This window comes from Rhizobium sp. Root491 (assembly GCF_001427205.1).
GTDB lineage: Bacteria > Pseudomonadota > Alphaproteobacteria > Rhizobiales > Rhizobiaceae > Agrobacterium > Agrobacterium tumefaciens.
Genome location: NZ_LMFF01000017.1, coordinates 474,366 through 492,116, shown reverse-complemented (window position 1 = coordinate 492,116; position 17,751 = coordinate 474,366). Strand labels below are relative to the sequence as shown.

17 protein-coding genes are annotated in these 17,751 nt (G+C 59.4%); 1 reads left to right on the top strand and 16 read right to left on the bottom strand.

Going from position 1 to position 17,751, the window contains the following annotated elements:
- Positions 1 to 14 precede the first annotated feature (14 nt).
- The 5 genes from ASD46_RS22365 to ampC form a co-directional block, all read right to left on the bottom strand.
- Positions 15 to 887: an ABC transporter permease gene (locus tag ASD46_RS22365; RefSeq protein ID WP_013761355.1), complete on the bottom strand. Its 873-nt coding sequence runs from the start codon at positions 885 to 887 to the stop codon at positions 15 to 17.
- Between the two features lie 11 nt (positions 888 to 898).
- Complete coding sequence (locus tag ASD46_RS22360; RefSeq protein ID WP_003499573.1) at positions 899 to 1,846, bottom strand: ABC transporter permease; 948 nt, start codon at positions 1,844 to 1,846, stop codon at positions 899 to 901.
- Between the two features lie 67 nt (positions 1,847 to 1,913).
- Entirely contained in the window at positions 1,914 to 3,422 is a 1,509-nt protein-coding gene (locus tag ASD46_RS22355) for an ABC transporter substrate-binding protein (RefSeq protein WP_060642795.1), read from the bottom strand.
- Between the two features lie 78 nt (positions 3,423 to 3,500).
- On the bottom strand, positions 3,501 to 4,313 hold the full coding sequence (locus ASD46_RS22350) for a FadR/GntR family transcriptional regulator (RefSeq protein WP_060642696.1): 813 nt from the start codon (positions 4,311 to 4,313) through the stop codon (positions 3,501 to 3,503).
- Between the two features lie 191 nt (positions 4,314 to 4,504).
- Positions 4,505 to 5,662 (bottom strand): class C beta-lactamase, encoded by a 1,158-nt coding sequence (gene ampC / locus ASD46_RS22345; protein WP_060642695.1) that lies wholly within the window; start codon positions 5,660 to 5,662, stop codon positions 4,505 to 4,507.
- Between the two features lie 133 nt (positions 5,663 to 5,795).
- Here ampC and ASD46_RS22340 point away from each other — a divergent pair, with 133 nt between their 5' ends.
- A complete protein-coding gene (locus ASD46_RS22340; protein ID WP_060642694.1) occupies positions 5,796 to 6,674 on the top strand; it encodes a LysR substrate-binding domain-containing protein in 879 nt (292 codons plus the stop codon).
- A gap of 6 nt (positions 6,675 to 6,680) precedes the next feature.
- Here ASD46_RS22340 and chrA read toward each other — a convergent pair whose 3' ends face one another.
- The 11 genes from chrA to ASD46_RS22285 form a co-directional block, all read right to left on the bottom strand.
- Entirely contained in the window at positions 6,681 to 7,910 is a 1,230-nt protein-coding gene (chrA, locus tag ASD46_RS22335) for a chromate efflux transporter (protein WP_060642693.1), read from the bottom strand.
- 170 nt (positions 7,911 to 8,080) lie between these two features.
- Complete coding sequence (locus ASD46_RS22330) at positions 8,081 to 9,307, bottom strand: DUF1501 domain-containing protein (protein WP_060642692.1); 1,227 nt, start codon at positions 9,305 to 9,307, stop codon at positions 8,081 to 8,083.
- A 2-nt stretch (positions 9,308 to 9,309) separates the two neighbouring features.
- Entirely contained in the window at positions 9,310 to 10,827 is a 1,518-nt protein-coding gene (locus ASD46_RS22325; RefSeq protein ID WP_323455142.1) for a DUF1800 family protein, read from the bottom strand.
- 76 nt (positions 10,828 to 10,903) lie between these two features.
- Positions 10,904 to 11,353, bottom strand: a complete 450-nt coding sequence (locus ASD46_RS22320; protein WP_003517770.1) for a periplasmic heavy metal sensor — start codon at positions 11,351 to 11,353, stop codon at positions 10,904 to 10,906.
- Positions 11,350 to 11,763: a hypothetical protein gene (locus ASD46_RS22315; RefSeq protein ID WP_236759185.1), complete on the bottom strand. Its 414-nt coding sequence runs from the start codon at positions 11,761 to 11,763 to the stop codon at positions 11,350 to 11,352. The genes ASD46_RS22320 and ASD46_RS22315 overlap by 4 nt, the downstream gene beginning before the upstream one ends.
- Before the next feature lie 20 nt (positions 11,764 to 11,783).
- Entirely contained in the window at positions 11,784 to 12,329 is a 546-nt protein-coding gene (locus ASD46_RS22310) for an RNA polymerase sigma factor (protein ID WP_019566427.1), read from the bottom strand.
- Between the two features lie 198 nt (positions 12,330 to 12,527).
- Positions 12,528 to 13,286, bottom strand: a complete 759-nt coding sequence (locus tag ASD46_RS22305) for an aspartate/glutamate racemase family protein (RefSeq protein WP_025595993.1) — start codon at positions 13,284 to 13,286, stop codon at positions 12,528 to 12,530.
- Between the two features lie 14 nt (positions 13,287 to 13,300).
- The gene (locus ASD46_RS22300) at positions 13,301 to 14,116 is read right to left on the bottom strand and encodes an ABC transporter permease (RefSeq protein ID WP_060642690.1); all 816 of its coding nucleotides are present in this window, start codon (positions 14,114 to 14,116) and stop codon (positions 13,301 to 13,303) included.
- 3 nt (positions 14,117 to 14,119) lie between these two features.
- The gene (locus ASD46_RS22295) at positions 14,120 to 15,031 is read right to left on the bottom strand and encodes an ABC transporter permease (RefSeq protein WP_060642689.1); all 912 of its coding nucleotides are present in this window, start codon (positions 15,029 to 15,031) and stop codon (positions 14,120 to 14,122) included.
- A 75-nt stretch (positions 15,032 to 15,106) separates the two neighbouring features.
- Positions 15,107 to 16,396, bottom strand: a complete 1,290-nt coding sequence (locus ASD46_RS22290) for an ABC transporter substrate-binding protein (RefSeq protein WP_003517786.1) — start codon at positions 16,394 to 16,396, stop codon at positions 15,107 to 15,109.
- A gap of 30 nt (positions 16,397 to 16,426) precedes the next feature.
- Positions 16,427 to 17,512 (bottom strand): ABC transporter ATP-binding protein, encoded by a 1,086-nt coding sequence (locus tag ASD46_RS22285; RefSeq protein WP_019566430.1) that lies wholly within the window; start codon positions 17,510 to 17,512, stop codon positions 16,427 to 16,429.
- Between the last annotated feature and the right edge of the window lie 239 nt (positions 17,513 to 17,751).

Sequence of the window (17,751 nt, the reverse complement as noted above, 5' to 3'; positions counted from 1 at the left end):
TTCCTTATGAGAAATCATGCTTCGCGCGGATCGAGCGCATCACGCAGGCCATCGCCCAGGAGATTGAAGCCTATGACGACGAGGAAAATTGCAATGCCGGGCCACATCGTCATCCACGGCGCCTGGCTCAGAAAGTTCTTCGCGGTGTTCAGCATGGAACCCCACGACGGCGCCGGTGCCTGCTGGCCAAGGCCGAGGAAGGACAGGCTCGCTTCCGCAATGATGGCCGTCGCAACCGTCAAGGTCGCCTGCACGATGATGGGAGCAAAGACATTTGGCAGGATGTATCGTGTCATGATGTCGAAGTGGTTGAGGCCAATCGACCTTGCCCCCTCGACATAATCTTCCATCTTGACCGCTAGCACCTGACCACGGGTCAACCGAACGAAAATCGGCATGGCGGAAAGCCCGATGGCGATCATCGCATTGGTAAGGCTCGGGCCAAGGAAGGCCGCAAGGGCAATAGCCATGATGAGGAACGGCATAGCCAGCAGCGCTTCGGTGATGCGCGATATGACCATATCCACCCAGCCACCGAAATAACCGGCGATCAACCCGAAGGGCACGCCGATGACCACCGCAATCATGACGGAGACAACACCCGCCATCAGCGAGGCGCGCGCGCCATAAATCATGCGCGAAAGGATATCACGGCCAAGATCGTCGGTGCCGAGCCAGTGGGCGGCGGACGGCGCCTTGCGGATGGCCGACCAGCTGGTCGCAATAGGGTCAGCAATCGGCAGGATCGGTGCTGCAACGGCAAGTACCGTGAAGAAAAGCACGATAATCAGACCGGCGAGCGCCGATTTGTTGCGCTTCATTTTCTTCCAGGCGCGGCTTTCCTGCCGCGGCACCGGTACGGACAGGTTTTGATCGAGAGCGGTCATGATATCAGGCCTCAGATCGTCGCCCTGAGGCGAGGGTTAAGCAGGACATAGGCAATGTCCGCCAGCAGGTTCATGAGGATGAAGCCGACCGCGGTGCAGAGCACGATGCCCTGGACGACGGCGTAATCGCGGGTGAAGACCGCATCGACGGTCATCTTGCCGAAGCCGGGAATGGTGAATATCTGCTCCGTCAGAACCGCACCGGCCAGCAACTCACCGAAAAGCAGTGCCAACAGCGTGATGACGGGCAGAAGCGCGTTGCGAAAACTGTGCGACAGGATGATCTCGCGCGGCGAAAGCCCCTTGGCGCGGGCGGTGCGGATATAGTCTGAACTCAAAACCGCGACCATTGCCGAACGCGTGTGGCGCATCAACGTTGCCGCAAGCGCATTGCCGAGCACGAAGGCGGGCATGATCATCGTCTCGATGGAGCGAACGGGGTCGACGAATATCGATTCATATCCGGATGCCGGCAGCCAGCCGAGCTTCACTGACACCAGCAGGATCAGCATGATGCCGAGCCAGAAATTCGGGATCGACAGGCCGGAAAGCGCCACGATATTGGCGGTGTAGTCGATCCATGTGTTTTTCTTGACGGCGGCCAGAATGCCTATCGGAATACCGATGACCATCGCAAAGAACATCGCCATCACAGCCAGCTGGATGGTGACCGGCAGCTTCTGGCCGATCAGTTCCAGCACCGGCTGGTTGGTCCTCAGCGAAATACCGAAATCGCCGGTCACCACGCCGCCCAGCCAGTTGATGTACTGGAGCGGTACCGGGTCGTTCAGGCGATACTTCTCCCGCAGGAATTCAATCGTCGCCGGATCACGCTCCTCACCCGCCATGGCGAGAACAGGATCACCCGGCAACAGTTTCTGCAGCGAGAAGACGAAGATGGAGATGATCAAAAGCGTCGGGATCGCGACCAGCAGTCGCTTGCCGATATAGACAGGCATGGCATTGCCCCCGTTCGTGCACGTTCTGGAGGGCCGCACGGCAAGCCGTGCGGCGGATTTGAAGCGCTTAGTCCTTGCTGACGCCGAGAAGGCGGATCATGCCATCAGGCGAAGGCTCCCAGCCCTTGACCTTCTTGGAAATGGCATAGGCATAGGGCTGGTGGCCGAGATAGATGATCGGCATCTCGTCGTTTAGGATGACGCTTGCCGCATCGTATTTCTCCTTGCGGACCGCATCTTCAGTCGAGGCGCGTGCTTCGTTCAGCAGCTTGTCGACTTCAGGATTACAATATTTCACATCGTTGATGCCGCCCTTGCAGGTGACGAACTGGTGAAGATTGCCATCGGGATCGATACGACCAGACCAGTCGGAACGGCTGAGCTGATAGTTGCCGGCGGTCTGTTCGGAAAGAAGCGTCGCAAATTCGGTGGCCTTCAGCGTCACGTTGAAGCCAGCCTCCGCCACCATGGACTGGATCACCTGCATCATCTGCGTCTGCGTGGTGTTGTTGGCGTGCTGAAGTTCGATATCGAGCTTCTCGTAGCCAGCCTCCTTCATCAACTGCTTGGCTTTGTCGATGTCGCGGGGCGGCACCGGCAGGTTCTGGTTGAACCAGGGGCTTGTCGGCGGGAATGACTGATTGCCGGCCTTGGACGTACCCTCAAACACGATCTGGCCGATCGCTTCGCGGTCAATCGCATAGGAGAAGGCCTGACGCAGGCGCTTGTCCTTGCCGAGCGGATTGTCAGCGCGCGCGCCGTTGTTGATGTTGACATACATGGCCATGTAGCCCGGACCGATCACGTCCGCATAGGTCAATTTGGGGTCATTCTTGACGGATTCCGCATCGGACGCCGAGATACGTTCGGCAATGTCGAGATCGCCAGAGCGGAGGTTTGCAAGCTTCACAGTGGTATCGGGAATTGGCAAGTAGACGATCTTGTCGACCTTGATCTTGTCCTTGTCCCAATAATCCGCGAATTTTTCGAGGACGATACGGTCCTGCTGGATGCGCTCGACGAATTTGAACGGTCCGGCGCAAACCGGCTTGGAGCCGAAATTCGCGCCCAGTTCCTTGGCGGCCTTCGGCGCGACGATCATGCCCGCGCGATCTGAAAGCTGGGCAAGCAGCGTGACATCGGGCGTCTTCAGCGTGAACTTGACTTCCAGCGGCCCGGTGGCCTCAACCTTTTCAACCGAGGACAACTCGCTCTTGCGGCGAGATTCCGGAAGGGTCATGTTGCGCTCGATGGTGGCAACGACGGCGGCCGCATCCAGCGTCTCGCCGTCGTGGAACTTCACGCCATCGCGAATTTTCATCGTCAGCACCTTGCCACCCTCGGACCAGGCCCATTCGGTGGCAAGTTGGGGAACGATCTTCATGTCCTGCGAGATATCCACCAGCTTGTCGCACATGGAGGTGTAGACGATACGGCCGACGAAGGTGCGCGATTGCGCGGGATCAAGCACGTCCGCGTCATCGTTGAGGCCGATGCGCAATTCGGAAGACATGGCTGGTGCGGTCAGAAACGCGCTTGCCAACAGCGCCGCAGTCAGTGTGTAGATTTTCTTCATGTTCGATCCTCTGGTCTGGTTTTCTTTGACTTTTGTCATTGGCCAGCCCCGAAGGACCGGCGGGTTCTCGTCCGCGGCCTATGAGGCCGGAGCAAGCGGATTGTCGGCTTCGTTGATGCTCTTCGCCGCACGGTCTTCCGCAGCGCTCTCCTCCTGAAACCCGAGCGAAGTGGCGCGGATCAATCGTTCCTGATGCATGAGAAGGTGCTGGCGCATCGCCTCTCCGGCACGCGCCGGATCGCGATCGGCAATGGCATCGACGATGGCGACATGCTGTTCGAAAGACGCCTTGCCATTCGTGCCACTGCGCCGGGCGAGTTCGCGTATCGACTGCCAGGCATCGTCCTGGCGAATACGGTTCACGACATCGAAGATCGACAGGAACAGCTTGTTGCCAGCACTCTGGGCTATCTGGCGGTGGAGCGAGCCGTCCCACAATTCCTTGGCATCGGCATCCGTGCTTTCGCCGGTCTTCTTGACGAGCGCGCGCATGCGCTCTACCTCGGCGGGCTTGGCGCGCATGGCTGCAAGCTGCGCCAGTTGCGGTTCGATGCGCAGGCGGACTTCCATGATTTCCATGATATCGGTGCTGGCGACCATTTCGGTAACCTGGGTGGACCAATCGTCCGGCTTTTCACCCACAAAGGTTCCGGCCCCCTGGCGACGCCAGATAAGACCCTCGGCCTCCAGAACCTCCAGAGCACGGCGGATTGACCGGCGGCCGACATTGAAGGTCTCGGCAAATGCCCGCTCCGTCGGCAGGCGGCCGTCATTCGCGAGATTCTTCGTCTGAATATACTCGCGAAGCTTTGCCAGAGCGTAGTTTGAATTGTCGTTAGGGTTTGTCGCCAAGCCGCACCATTTGTGTGAACCAATCGAACATTGGTTCATTTGGTGAGAAATTTCGGCAGACGTCAAGCCCATTTTTGAGCCTTGATTACAAGCGCTCAAAATATGGGCATACGCCGATTTTCAGGGTCGGAAATGCATGCTTTCAAGGCAGGGATGACAATGCAGGCGAGCAAATGAATCACGACCGAAATGCCACCCTTGTCCTGTACGCGTTTACGCCAGCACTGACATCATTCGGAGCTTTTGAGTCCGTTCAAAATCTCGTAAGCCACGGCAACACGATCCTCATTGGGATAGTTTTTATTGGCCAGAATGACGATACCGAGTTTTTGCTCCGGTATGAACGCCACATAGGCGCCGAAACCGTTGGTGGAGCCGGTCTTGTTGATGAAGACATCGCCACGCGGCTTTATCGGCGGCGAAATTTCCGATACCGGCACCGTCTTGAGCAAGGCGCCGGAGTTCGTTTCGATCAGTGTTTTCAGCGCGGCTGGGTAGGCATATTGCTCCCAGATCATATCCTGCGTCATCGCGCCAACGCTGAAATATCCCGTATGAGTGTTGGCGATCGCCTGCTGGAGTTTTCCGTCCAGCTTTTCCAGCCCCATATTCGCATTGACGAAACGGATCATGTCGGTTGCCGTCGATCTGACCCCGTAAGCCTCCGATGACAGAATGGCTGGCGTCATGCGGGCCGGTTCGCCGGTTCTCTTATAACCCTGCGCATAATCGGCCATCTTTGCCTTGGGCACCACGGTGAAGGTGCTCTTCAATCCAAGCGCCGGAAACAGTACGTCCTGCATTGCGCTGTCATAGCTTTGGCCCATGGCCTTTGCGGTGACGTATCCGAGCATTCCGATGCTGGGATTGGCGTAGGTTCTGTGCGTTCCCGCCTTGTATGCGGGCTTCCATGCCTTGAGATAGGCCAAAAGCTGCGGCTCCGTCTTGACATTGTCCGGCACCTGCAACGGAAAGCCGCCGGCGGTGTGAGTGCCAAGATGCATCAGCGTGACATCGCCAAACGGTTTGCTCTTCATGGAGGGAAGATAGTCTTCGACCTTGCCTGATAGTGACAGTTTGCCCTGCGTCTCCGCATAGGTACTGAGCGTGACCGTGAATGTCTTGCTGATGGAACCCAGCTCGAAAATCGTCTGCGGGGTAACCGGCTGGCCCGTAGTTTTGGACATGACACCGTAGGTGAAGACGTGGTTTTCGCCATCGACACTGATGCCAACGGCCAGACCCGGAATACCGTTCTTCTCCATCACCGGCTTGATCGCTGCATCCGTTATCGCTTTCAGCCTGGCATCATCAGCGGCAAAAGCCTGCGTGAACAGGCTCGTCGAGATCAATGTGGCCAATGCAATATGTCTGCGATTAAGTTTCATCTTTCGCGTTCTCCAAAACCTCAAGTGGATTTTCGGCGCCTGCGCCGTCCCCAGCGAAAGACGTTTAACCGCCCTACATTGCACGAACAAATCATGATATCTCGGACGAGGCATAACAAAATCTAGGTCTTGAATGGTTCGGCAATTTCTTCCACTGAACGGCTTGAGGGCATTTGAGGCATCAGCGCGGCACCTCAGTTTCACCCGCGCGGCCATAGAGCTCTGCGTGACGCAGGCGGCTGTGAGCCAACAGGTGAAGGGCCTCGAAAAACGATTGGGGGTTTCCCTTTTTCAACGGCTTCCAAGAGGCCTGAAAATCACCGCGGAAGGCGAAGCCCTGCTACCGACGGTCACCAGCTCTTTCGACCAGATGGCGATCACGCTCGACAGGATCGAAGCCGGTCAGGTGCGCGAACTGCTGTTTCTGGGCGTCGTGGGAACCTTTGCCGTGGGCTGGCTGCTGCCGCGGCTGAGGGAATTTCAAAAGCGGCACCCGTTCATCGACGTGCGCGTTTCCACCAACAACAACCGCGTGGAAATGGCCGCCGAAGGTCTCGATTTCGCCATTCGATTCGGCCAGGGCTCCTGGCATGGCACGGATGCATTCCGGCTTTTCGAGGCGCCCCTTTCGCCTCTCTGTACGCCGAAACTGGCGGAGACACTGAAATCCCCCGCTGATCTCGCGGACGCCACGCTGTTGCGCAGCTACAGGTCTGACGAATGGGCCACGTGGTTTGCAGCGGCTGGCGTAACACCGGTGGCGCAGGTGAATGCCGGCATCGTTTTCGATACCTCGCTCGGCATGATGGAGGCCGCATTGCAAGGGCTCGGCGTGGCGCTCGCCCCGCCATCGATGTTCTCGCGGCATCTGGCATCCGGGGCTATCGTCCAGCCCTTCCCCGTCACCATATCGCTCGGCAGCTACTGGCTGACGAGGCTGCAATCAAAGCCGCCGACACCAGCCATGCGGGCCTTCTCGGACTGGATGTTTACCAATATCGGTCCTGCGTAAGACGGCCTATGACAGGGCGAGCAGAACGCCACCAATCGCGCAGATGACCACCACGATCCATGGCGGCGTCTTCCACACCGTCAACAGGATGAAACCCGTCAGCGCAAGTGCAAAATCCTTCGGCATGAATATGGCGCTTGTCCACACCGGATCATAAAGCGCGGCCCCGAGAATGCCAACGACGGCGGCATTTGCGCCGCGCATGGCAGCCTGCGCCAGAAGGTGCTTGCGAAACCCCTCCCAGAAGGGCAGCGCACCGACGAGCAGTAGCATGCCCGGCAAAAAGATCGCGACAAGCGCAATGACTGCTCCCGCAATACCGTTCGGCTGCGGCCCCACCACAGCGCCGAGGTAGGCCGCGAAGGTGAACAGCGGGCCGGGAACGGCCTGGGTTGCACCGTAACCGGCGATAAACGCATCTTCCGTCACCCAGCCCGTGGAAACCACTGCCGATTGGAGCAACGGCAGCACCACATGGCCGCCACCAAAGACAAGGGCGCCGGCACGATAGAACGCATCGAACAATGAGAGGCCTTGCGAGCCGGCCATCGCCGCGAAGACCGGCAGGAAGGCCAGCAGGAGCGCGAAAGTGGCAAGCGCAATGTATCCGACACTTTTCGGCACCCGGAATGCGAGATGGGATGCCTGACGCGCGGCCTCGCTGCGGCAGAAGAAAAGCCCCGCAATGGCACCCAAGGCAAGCGCCAGAATCTGGCCAAAAGCCCCCGCGACAAACACCACGCAGATGATGCCGACGAGCGCGATGCTGGCACGCTGTCTATCTGGGGCAAGGTTCTTTGCCATGCCCCAGACGGCCTGCGCCACCACGGCGACCGCAACGATCTTGAGGCCATGCAACAGGCCGGTACCGACCGGCCCTTCTATCGACGCGGCGACCATGGCGAAGAGAAGCAGGAGGATAGCGGACGGCAGGGTGAAGGCCGTCCAGGCCGCCAGCGCACCGAGCGGCCCTGCCCGCAGCAACCCAAAGGCAAAACCGACCTGGCTGGAGGCCGGCCCCGGCAAGAACTGGCAGAGCGCCACGAGATCGGCATAACCCGCCTCGTCGATCCATTTGCGCCGCACAACCAGCTCATCGCGAAAATAACCGAGATGGGCGATGGGACCGCCGAAGGAGGTGACCCCGAGCTTCAGGAACGCCGTAAAAACTTCGCCGGGCGTGCCGCTTCGAGGGGTGGCCGCTTCAGTGCGGATGGTTTGCGTTGACGACTTCACGAAAAAGCTCCCTGAGCGTGCAACGGCTGTTCGTCTACACAATGTCCGTATCAAAAACGATATCGATATCAGACACTATTATGACAGGGATATGAAGAGGCGGAAGCGCGTCCTCGATGAACGGGATCGTTCGACGCGCGCCATATCTTCGTTTCACGCCTTTTCGAGCCTCAGACGATCAGTCCCTTCATGGGCCGGATGGCCTCCGAACCGGGAAAGACCGCCTTGTCGAGCATGGCAGCGCTTGCGCCGAGATGATCGACCGCGAGGCCCTTGATGATCGCGCGAATATCCGTCGTGGGCGCAAGGTCCCGCCCATCCCGCAACTGCGCGAGCTTGAGGCCGGGCCAATCGGCGATGACACGCCCGCCACGGATGCTGCCGCCGGCGAGAAAGGCCGTTGTTGCCGTTCCGTGGTCAGTTCCTTCCGTACCGTTGATACGGGCGGTACGGCCAAATTCCGTCGCGACCAATATGGCCGTATCCTTCCAGACCGGCCCCAGCTCCTGCTCGAAGGCGGCAAGCGCATTGTCCAGCCCGCTCAACAATTTTGAAAGACGCTCGACCTCATGGGCATGGGTGTCCCAACCCTCGAAAGCCAGCGCCGCAACGCGCGGCCCTTCTGGGTGCGCAATCAGCCGTGCGGCACCCCGCGCCATCTGCTCCATGCCAACAGGATCACCCGGACCACCGCGCGCCTTGATATCGACGCCGGAGGCGATCCTGCCGGTTTCGATGCCCTCGGCAAGCAATGCCGCCAGCATCGGGTCCGTCTGGCCGTAGAGATCGGCAAGGCGCGGAGCGAGATCGCCATCGGCGGGTTTGAGAACGGATGGCGCCCATCCCAATATCGGTGCCTTGCCGCGAATGACAAGCGGAGCGCTGGCGCCAATGGCAAGGCCGCTCACCCGCTGCCCGGCCGCAGCTGGATTGATGGCTTCACCCGCCGGCAACTGTTCGAGCAGACGGTTCAGCCAACCCGTCGCGACATGGCCGGGGGTCGGAAAACCAGATTCCAGCACATCCTGGCCATCAAAATGCGAACGGTCACGATAACCGGTGGCGCTGGCGTGGACCACCGCTGCCTCGCCCTTCCGGTACAGCCGCTGGAAATTGCGAAGGGATGGATGGAGCGCAAAGAAACCATCGAGCGCGAGGGCTGGATTGTCGCCTTCAGTGCGCATGGCGATCTGTTGCCTTAGCGCCTCATAGTCGGGGTCGCCGACGGGCGGCACGGCGGTCAGCCCGTCGAGCGCGCCGCGCAGGATGATGGTGACGAAACGTGGGTCACGCCCGCCGGCAGCAAAAGCAAAGCGCGGCATGAAGGCCCAGGCAAAAAGCGCGCCGCCTGTGCCAAGAAGAGCGCGGCGGGTTGGAGAAAGATGTTCACACAGCATGGTCAACGCCTCTGGAATTCGGGGGAAAGGAAAGCAATCGTCAGTCCCTGCGGTTTGCTCTCAGCCCGCTGCACGGCCTTTTTCGTCTCCTCGGACAAAAGTGGCCCCAGCCGGTCTGCGACGAAGTCGCGCGGATCGATTGAACCCGCAACCTGATGGGCGAACAGACTGGCGGCATCGATACGCGTTGCCAGGCCCTCGGAAGAACCCCAGCTATCGGTGACATCGGCAAAACCGTTCGGTCCGGAGGGGTTCCACAGCGGCTGACCCAACGCGTTGAGCACGGAAATTACCTGCTCGGGTTTTGGCACTATTCCACTCGCCCTGATGACGGTCGTCACGAAATCTAACGGGGGTCTGAGCTTGGTCAGCGCCGAACTCCAAGACTGTTCAGCCTCGATAAGCGCCATATAGGTGGCGGAAAGATCGCCGTGGCTCTTGGTGTAGGCGGCAGCAAGTTTCGCCACCAGGTCCGGTGGTGGATGGTCGCTGACGAAATGCCGTACCAGCTTGTAAGCGAGATGGCTGGCCGTCGCCGGATGATGCGCGAGATCTCGCAGCGCCCGCCGCCCCTGCTCTACCCCCGCTTCACCATAGGTGATGCCCATCACGGCATGGTCGCCGGGTTCATGGTTGTTGGCGTTGAAGGAAAATCGGCCAAGCGGACCCGAACGCTTCTCATCGCGATAGACGCTCCAGCCGGTGATGATGCGGGCAAGTGCTGTAACATCGGCCTGACTATAGCCGCCATCCACCCCAAGCGTATGCAGTTCCATGATTTCGCGCGCGAGGTTTTCGTTGAGCCCGCGCTTGCCGTTCCTGTTGGCCTGCGAATTCGGTCCGATCGATTGCTGATTGTCGAGAAAATACAGCATGGCGGGGTGGGTCTCGACTGCGACCAGCATATCCTCGAAATTGCCGAAGACATGCGGACGGATCGCCTCACGCTCGAAAGCGCCGGCGAGAATGTGCACATCACCGCCCTTGCCGGTGGCAACCGCGAAGTGGTTGGCCCAGAACATTGCCAACCGCTCGCCAAAACCGATCAGCGACTGGCGTATTGTGCCGTTGAAGCGGGCGTCCGCCTCCGCAAGCAGTATCTGCTGGGGAAAATAGGGGCGCTTGGTGGCCGGCGCGTCCGGCTTCTTGTCCTGTGGAGCACTGGCAGGCGGCACCATGCCCGCATTGTCCATAGCGTTTGCGGCAGTTGCCATTGCCGGCGATGGTGGGCTCATGGCCCCTGCGGTCGCACCTGCGGTGCCGGTGGTGGCCGCGACGGTAAGGACAGCAGGTTTTTCACGCTCGGCCTTGATCTCCTTGTTATACGCCATCAGCGATATCAGAAGATCGGCGCTGGAATGAAGCTGTGCGCCGACAGGAATTGGTGTGGCGCGTTCGGTAATTTCCAGCCGCAACAGATCGCGCGGGTCGTCTTTGATCGCCTGGATATCGCCTTCACGCGCGCCGAGGCCGAAACGCCACAGACAGAGTGCTGCATCCAATTCCCTGGAATTTGACATGGCCGATACGAACTCCGTTTCGTTATCGACCATTCAACGGGCGCCAGGGCCAAAATCCGTCGTTGTTGAAATGTGATTATTTCGTGGCCGGTTTCGGCGCCTCACGGGCGAGCAAGCCTTCCGCCAGCCGGCGCCGCGCCTCTAGCGACAATGTGCGGGCGAACTCCACGGCCTGCATCTCGGTTGCGGCGCGGACCTCATATTCCGCCTTGCGGGCACGCTCAAGCGCTGCGGACAATGCCTCCGGGTCAAGCGTTTCTGCCCCCATCAGGGACGCCGCCTCGATACGCGCCTGGCGCGCCTCGGCGGAGGTTTCCCGCATGGTCCTGCGTGCATCGCTAAGGCTGCGCCGGAAGGCCTCCCTTTCGGTCTTTGGCAATTGTTCGCCCGCAAGCGGCATGCGGGCAGCGGCAGCGGCCGGGTCGTTCCGCAGATAAACGAACCCTGCACCGGCAAGCGCGCAGACAAGAAATGTATTCGCGACGAGAAGGACAACGACTATCCAGCGGAAATTCTGATCGCTCATTTCGTCTCCTCGGTCATTTCGTTTTCGGTTTGCAGGTTTCCGAACGCGGTCAACGTATCGCCCAATGTCAGGGCGGGCGGTGGCGTGAGGTTGATGACGGCAACCGCTCCCGTCAGCGCACCCGCAAGGCTGATGCCGATCATGCCCGCACCCAGCCCGTACCGGACGATCCATCTGCGTCTGGTGGTCTGCGCCTTTGCCTGCGCCATGATCTTCGCGTTGAGCATGGCCGAAGGGTCGCGAAGACGATATGCCGACAGCGTAAAATCGAGAGGTGCCGCCTGCGCAATCAGGCGCCTGCCGTCTGCCGTATCCGCATAAGCCATGGCCTCCGGCCGCCGGTCTTCCGGCCAGCGTTGTGGATCGGCACCATAGGCCGCCACAAGATCGGAAAAAACCTTGTTATCCATGAGCGTCTTCTTCGCCCCGTTCATTGGTCGCCCTCATTCAAAATCGCATGGAGTGCCCGGCGGCCACGCGCCAGAAGGCTTTCCAGTGCGTCCACACTGACATGCATGACATCAGCCGCCTCGCGGTTCGACATCTCCTGATAATAGACCAGAACGATCGCCTCCCTTTGTCGCGCGGGTATGGCCTGCAAGGCGCGCGCCACGGCACCGCTCTCGTCACCATCATATGGCAGGGCGGCATCAGGCAGCACACTGCCGTCAATCTGTTCGGGCGGCTCAGCAACCGATATTTCCCGGCGCTTTCGCAACCGGTCGTAACAGAGGTTCAGCGCCACCCGGTGGATCCATGTGTCGAATTTCGCACGCCCCTGCCGCCACGTGCCTGCATGTTTCCATATGCGCAGGAAGGTCTCCTGCGCGATGTCTTCCGCCTCTGCCGGATCACCCAGCATACGCGTGGCAAGCGCCATGATCCTCGGCAGTTTGGCCGTCACCAGAGCCTGCATCGCGCGGACATCTCCCGCAGCGACATCCGCCACCAAATCTGCATCCGGATCGCTTACCATGTATCGGGCTTTGTCTCCGTACTGTCCTGTCGGACACGGGCGAAATCCATGCGGAATGACGGCGGCTTCAGTGAGGATGTCCCGCACCTTGCCACTTTAACGCAGACCCGCGCAAAATCCGTCGCCGATTTCTGGGAAATATTCGCGTGCATTTTACGGCAGACCGCGTCACCGCCCGAACACATTGGAACGGCTGTTTCAACCGTCCACAGACACCCCGGAAAGCCTGTCCGGCCCGAACGCTTCAAGCAATCCGCGATAGGGCTTGGCGAGTGGCGTGGCATAGGCGCCGCGCTTGGCGGTCGAAAGCCCCATCGATACCAGCGATTCCGCCTGTTTCACCGCCGCAGCGACTCCATCGATAACAGGCACGCCGAATTCGCTGCGCAACTCGGCGGTGAGATCCGCCATACCGGCGCAGCCAAGCACAATCGCTTCGGCGCGATCTTGACGCAGGGCCAGTGAAATCTCCTCCCGCAGTCTCTCCCTGGCATTTGATGCCGGATCTTCCAGCGACAGGACGGGAATATCGGCGGCACGCACATTGCAGCGGGCAGACATGCCATAACGGTGAACGAGATGTTCGAGCGGCAGCCGCGAACGCTCCATCGTCGTAACGATCGTAAACCTCTGCGCGATGAATGCCGTGGCTGAAACCGCCGCTTCGCAAATCCCAATTACGGGTATGTCGGCGAGCGCGCGGGCCGCATCGAGCCCGGTGTCGTCGAAACAGGCGATGACGGCTGCCCTGGCACCAAGCGTCGGCGCCTTGGCAAGCTCGAGCAGCAGGCCGGGTACCGCGAAAACCTCATCGTAATATCCTTCGATGGAGACAGGCCCCATGGAAGAGGTCACTGCGAGGATTTCCGTATCGCAACTGGCCGCGCGCGTCGCCGCGTCGGCGATCGTCGCTGTCATGGATTGCGTCGTATTCGGATTAATGACGAGGATGCGCATGTTCTGTTTTTTCATCAACGCGAATGGCGACGGTTCAGAGTGACGATCAGGCCAAGCGTGGCCGCAATAACCAGGAAGGAGAAAAGGGTCGTGACGGCTCCGAGCGCGTAAAGCACTGGCGTCGTGACGTTGGTGGTCATGCCGTAGATTTCCAGCGGCAGGGTGTTGTAGGTGCCTGACGTCATCAGCGTGCGGGCAAATTCGTCATAGGAAAGCGTAAAGCCGAACAGGCCGACGCCTATCAGGCTCGGTGCAATCATCGGCAGCACCACATGGGCAAACGTCTGCCAGGCGGATGCCCCGAGATCGCGGGCGGCTTCTTCATAGGATGGAGAAAAACGGTTGAAAACCGCCAGCATGATGAGCACGCCGAATGGCAGCGTCCAGGTCAGGTGCGCGCCAAATGCTGATGTATACCATGAAGGTTCCAGCCCAAGCTGTTGGAAAAGAACGCCGATACCGAGTGATATGATGATCGATGGCACCACGAGGCTTGCGACGGAAAGATAGAATAGCGGCGTCGCGCCGATGAATTTGCGCCGGAAAGCGAGACCCGCCAAAAGCGAGACGAACACCGTGACGACCATGACCATGACGCCAAGCCCGAAGGAACGGCGGAACGAGCCGCCAAAATCGCCGACCGCCTGCTGTTCGAAAAGATTGCCGAACCAGTGCAGCGAAACACCGTTGAGTGGAAAGGTCAGTCCGCCATTCGGCCCCTGAAAGGCCAGGATGAGGATTGCCGACAGCGGGCCGTAGAGGAACAGCACGAAGAGCAGAAAAAAGAAGGCGAGGACATAGAATTCACGGCCGCGTTTTTCCGAATGCATGGGTCACAGCTCCTTGCGGATATCGACGATGCGCAGGATGCCCGCGACCATCAGAAGAACGAGGATGAGCAGGATGACGGCATTTGCGGCCGCCGCGGGATATTGTAGCAGCGACATCTGGTTCTTCATCATCAGTGCCACCGACGCGCTCTGCCCGCCGGACATCACCTGAACCGTGGAGAAATCGGCCATGACAAGCGTCACGACAAAGATGCTGCCGATCGCCATGCCAGGTTTGGCAAGCGGAATGATAACGTTCCAGAGGGTCTGCCAGCCAGTCGCCCCGGCATCGCGCGCCGCTTCGATCAGCGATTTGTCGATGCGCATCAGCGTGTTGAAGATGGGTGTGACCATGAAAAGCGTATAAAGATGCACCATGGCCAGCACCACGGCAAAATCCGAATAGAGCAGCCATTCGATTGGCGCAGGTACGATGCCGGCGCTGACCAGCGCGCTGTTGACCAGCCCGTTGCGCCCGAGAACGGGAATCCAGGAAATCATGCGGATGATGTTCGACGTCAGGAAAGGCACGGTGCAGACGAGGAACAGAACCATCTGCATGGTGGTGGTGCGGATATGAAAAGCGAGGAAATAAGCTATCCAGAAACCGCAGAACAGCGTGATCGCCCAGACGATGGCGGCGAATTTCAGCGTGTTGATATAGGTTTGCCACGTGACCCAGGAACCGAGCGTCTCGGTATAGTTGAAGGTCACGAAACCCGGATACATCTGGGCAAAATCATAATCCCAGAAACTGACGACGGCGATCATGACGATCGGTAAAAGCAGGAAAAAGCCGAGGATCAGGAAAAGCGGTGTGGCCTGAATATAGGACACAAGCTTCTGCGGCAGGGCGAAGCTGCGGGACGGCTTGTCCTTTTTTTCGCTCACGCCGATGAATCTGACTGTCACCAAGGCTTTTCTCCTGCTGGCTGCCTGTGAAAGAGAGGCCGCGTCGGCGCGGCCTCATGTCTGCGAAAGGCGAGAAGATCAGGCCGCGATGAACTCGTTCCAGCGACGAACCATGTAGCGGTCCTCGTCCATGACGGAGTTCCAGCAGGCGACCTTGCCCATGCGCTCTTGGAACGAACCGCCGTCGCGCACTGCACCGGCTTTTTCCATGACCTTGCCATCAGGCGCGATGATATCGCCCTGCGCGGGCTTGCCTTCGACCCAGTAGCCCCACTCGTCGGCCGACATATGTTCCTTGGCCGTATCCATGGCGGCGGAGTAATAGCCCTGACGGTTGAGGTAGGCGCCGACCCAGCCGGAGGTGTACCAGTTGATATACTCATAGGCCGCATCCAGCTTGGCACCGGAGAGGTGCTTGGCAAGGCCAAGGCCGCCGCCCCATGAGCGATAGCCTTCCTTGAGCGGCTGGTATTTGCAGGCGATGCCCTTGGAGCGAACGGCGGCGACGGCGGGCGACCACATGGACTGGATCACGACTTCACCCGACGCCATGAGGTTGACGCTTTCATCGAAGCTCTTCCAGAAAGCGCGGAACTGCCCGTCCTTCTTGGCCTTGATGAGGAAGTCGATGGTCTTGTCGATCTCCTCCTTCGTCATGTTGCCCTTGTCGGCATATTTGATGTTGCCCATGGCTTCCATGATCATCGCCGCATCCATGATGCCGATGGAGGGGATGTTGAGGATAGAGGCCTTGCCCTTGAACTTGGGGTCCATGATATCGGCCCAGCTGGTGATATCGCGGCCGACGAGATCGGGGCGAATGCCGAGCGTATCGGCATTGTAGATGGTCGGAACCATGGTGAAATAATCGGTTTCGCTTTTCGCAAACTTCTTGTCGCCGGGCTTTTCGACGAAACCGACCGTGTGCGGGGCGGTACCCTGGGCCACGACGCTATCGGGCGTCAGCTTGCCGTTTTTAAACAGCGGAACGATCTTGTCGTAATATTTCAGCTTCTTGATTTCCATTGGCTGAATGACACCCGCCGGGTAGACCTTCTTCAGGATCCAGTATTCGATATCGGCGATATCGTAGGAGTTCGGCTGGGTCACGGCGCGCTGCGCGGCCGCATCCGAATCCGTCGCCGTCATCTCCAGTGTGATACCGAGATCAGCCTTGCACTTTTCGGCAATCGCATTGAGGTTCGAAACACCCGTGCCGAACTGGCGGATCGTGATCGGGTTCTGCGCCCATATGGTCGGGAAACCGGTGACAAGGCCGGAGCCGATGGCCGCGCCTGTTGCGGCGGCACCTGCCTTTAGAAGGCCACGGCGGGACAGGCCCTTGTTGCTGTTGGAGTTGTCGGTCATTTCAAAGTTCTCCTCTGGTTATTTTTGGGGTCACTTCTCTACCCGGCCGAGCACGATGGCATCGGCCGCATTCCATGAAAGCGGTATGGCGTCGCCGGTCTTTACCGGCTTTTCGAAGAAGGCGACGTCGCTGAGGATGGCGTTGAAATCCTCAATGCCCGCGCCGGTCACGGCGATCTTCACGCTTGCACCGCGATATTCGACATTCGAGACGATGCCGGTAAAACCGAAACCGGGTTGATCCGCCTCGCCGACGCGCACACGGTCGGTACGAACGGCGATATCGACCGCGCCGTCATCCGGGGCAACGCCGCCTGCCGTGAAGGTGCCGCCGCCCGCAACCTCCAGCGTGACGAGATCGCCGTTCTTTTCCTTGAACCGGCCGGAAATGACATTGTGATCGCCCATGAAGCGGGCGACGAAAGCGGTGGCCGGGCGCTCAAACAGCTCGCGCGGCGTCGCTGCCTGCTCGATGCGGCCATCATTCATGACGACGATGACGTCGGCCAGCGCCATTGCCTCTTCCTGACTGTGTGTGACGTGAACAAAGGTGATGCCGAGCGAGGTTTGCAGCTTCTTCAGCTCGGCCCGCATACGGATCTTGAGGAAAGGATCGAGTGCCGAAAGCGGCTCATCCAGCAGCAACGCCTCGGGGTCGGTGATAAGCGCGCGAGCCAACGCCACGCGCTGCTGCTGCCCGCCGGAAAGCTGGGCCGGGCGCCGGGTGGCATAGGGTTCGAGCTGCATCAGCCGCAGCATCTCCAGCGCCTTGGCGCGGCGCGCCTCCTTGTCCACCCCCTTCATCTTGAGGCTGAAGGCAACGTTGTCGACGAGATCGAGATGAGGAAACAGCGCATAGGACTGGAACATCATTGCCGTGCCGCGTTTAGCGGGCGGCAGATCGGTGACGACCACATTACCAAGCCTGACATCGCCGCTTGAAATGCTTTCGTGGCCGGCGATCATTCGCAGTGTCGAGGTCTTGCCGCAGCCCGAAGGACCAAGCAGGCAGCAGTAACTTCCTGCCGGTATCTTGAGGCTTATGGCATGCACCGCGGTGGTGTTGCCATAAATCTTAGAAACGGAAGCGATGTCGATTGCTGCGGCTTTGCTCATGAACACTCTCCTGCGACGTCTTTGTCATGCAGGAGCCGTGCCAATCGGCTTTGCCATTGATATAAAACGGGAATTTCGATGTGTCCACCAGTCCCGCCACCGGCCTGCTCAAATTTACATCGATTGTTTTCGATTTGGTGCGGAAATTGTATGCGATCTGAGCGACCGACAGGGAAACATGAAATCGGGAAAAGAGTGCCATCGAAACGAACTGGCTGACACTACTGGAATAGCGGACA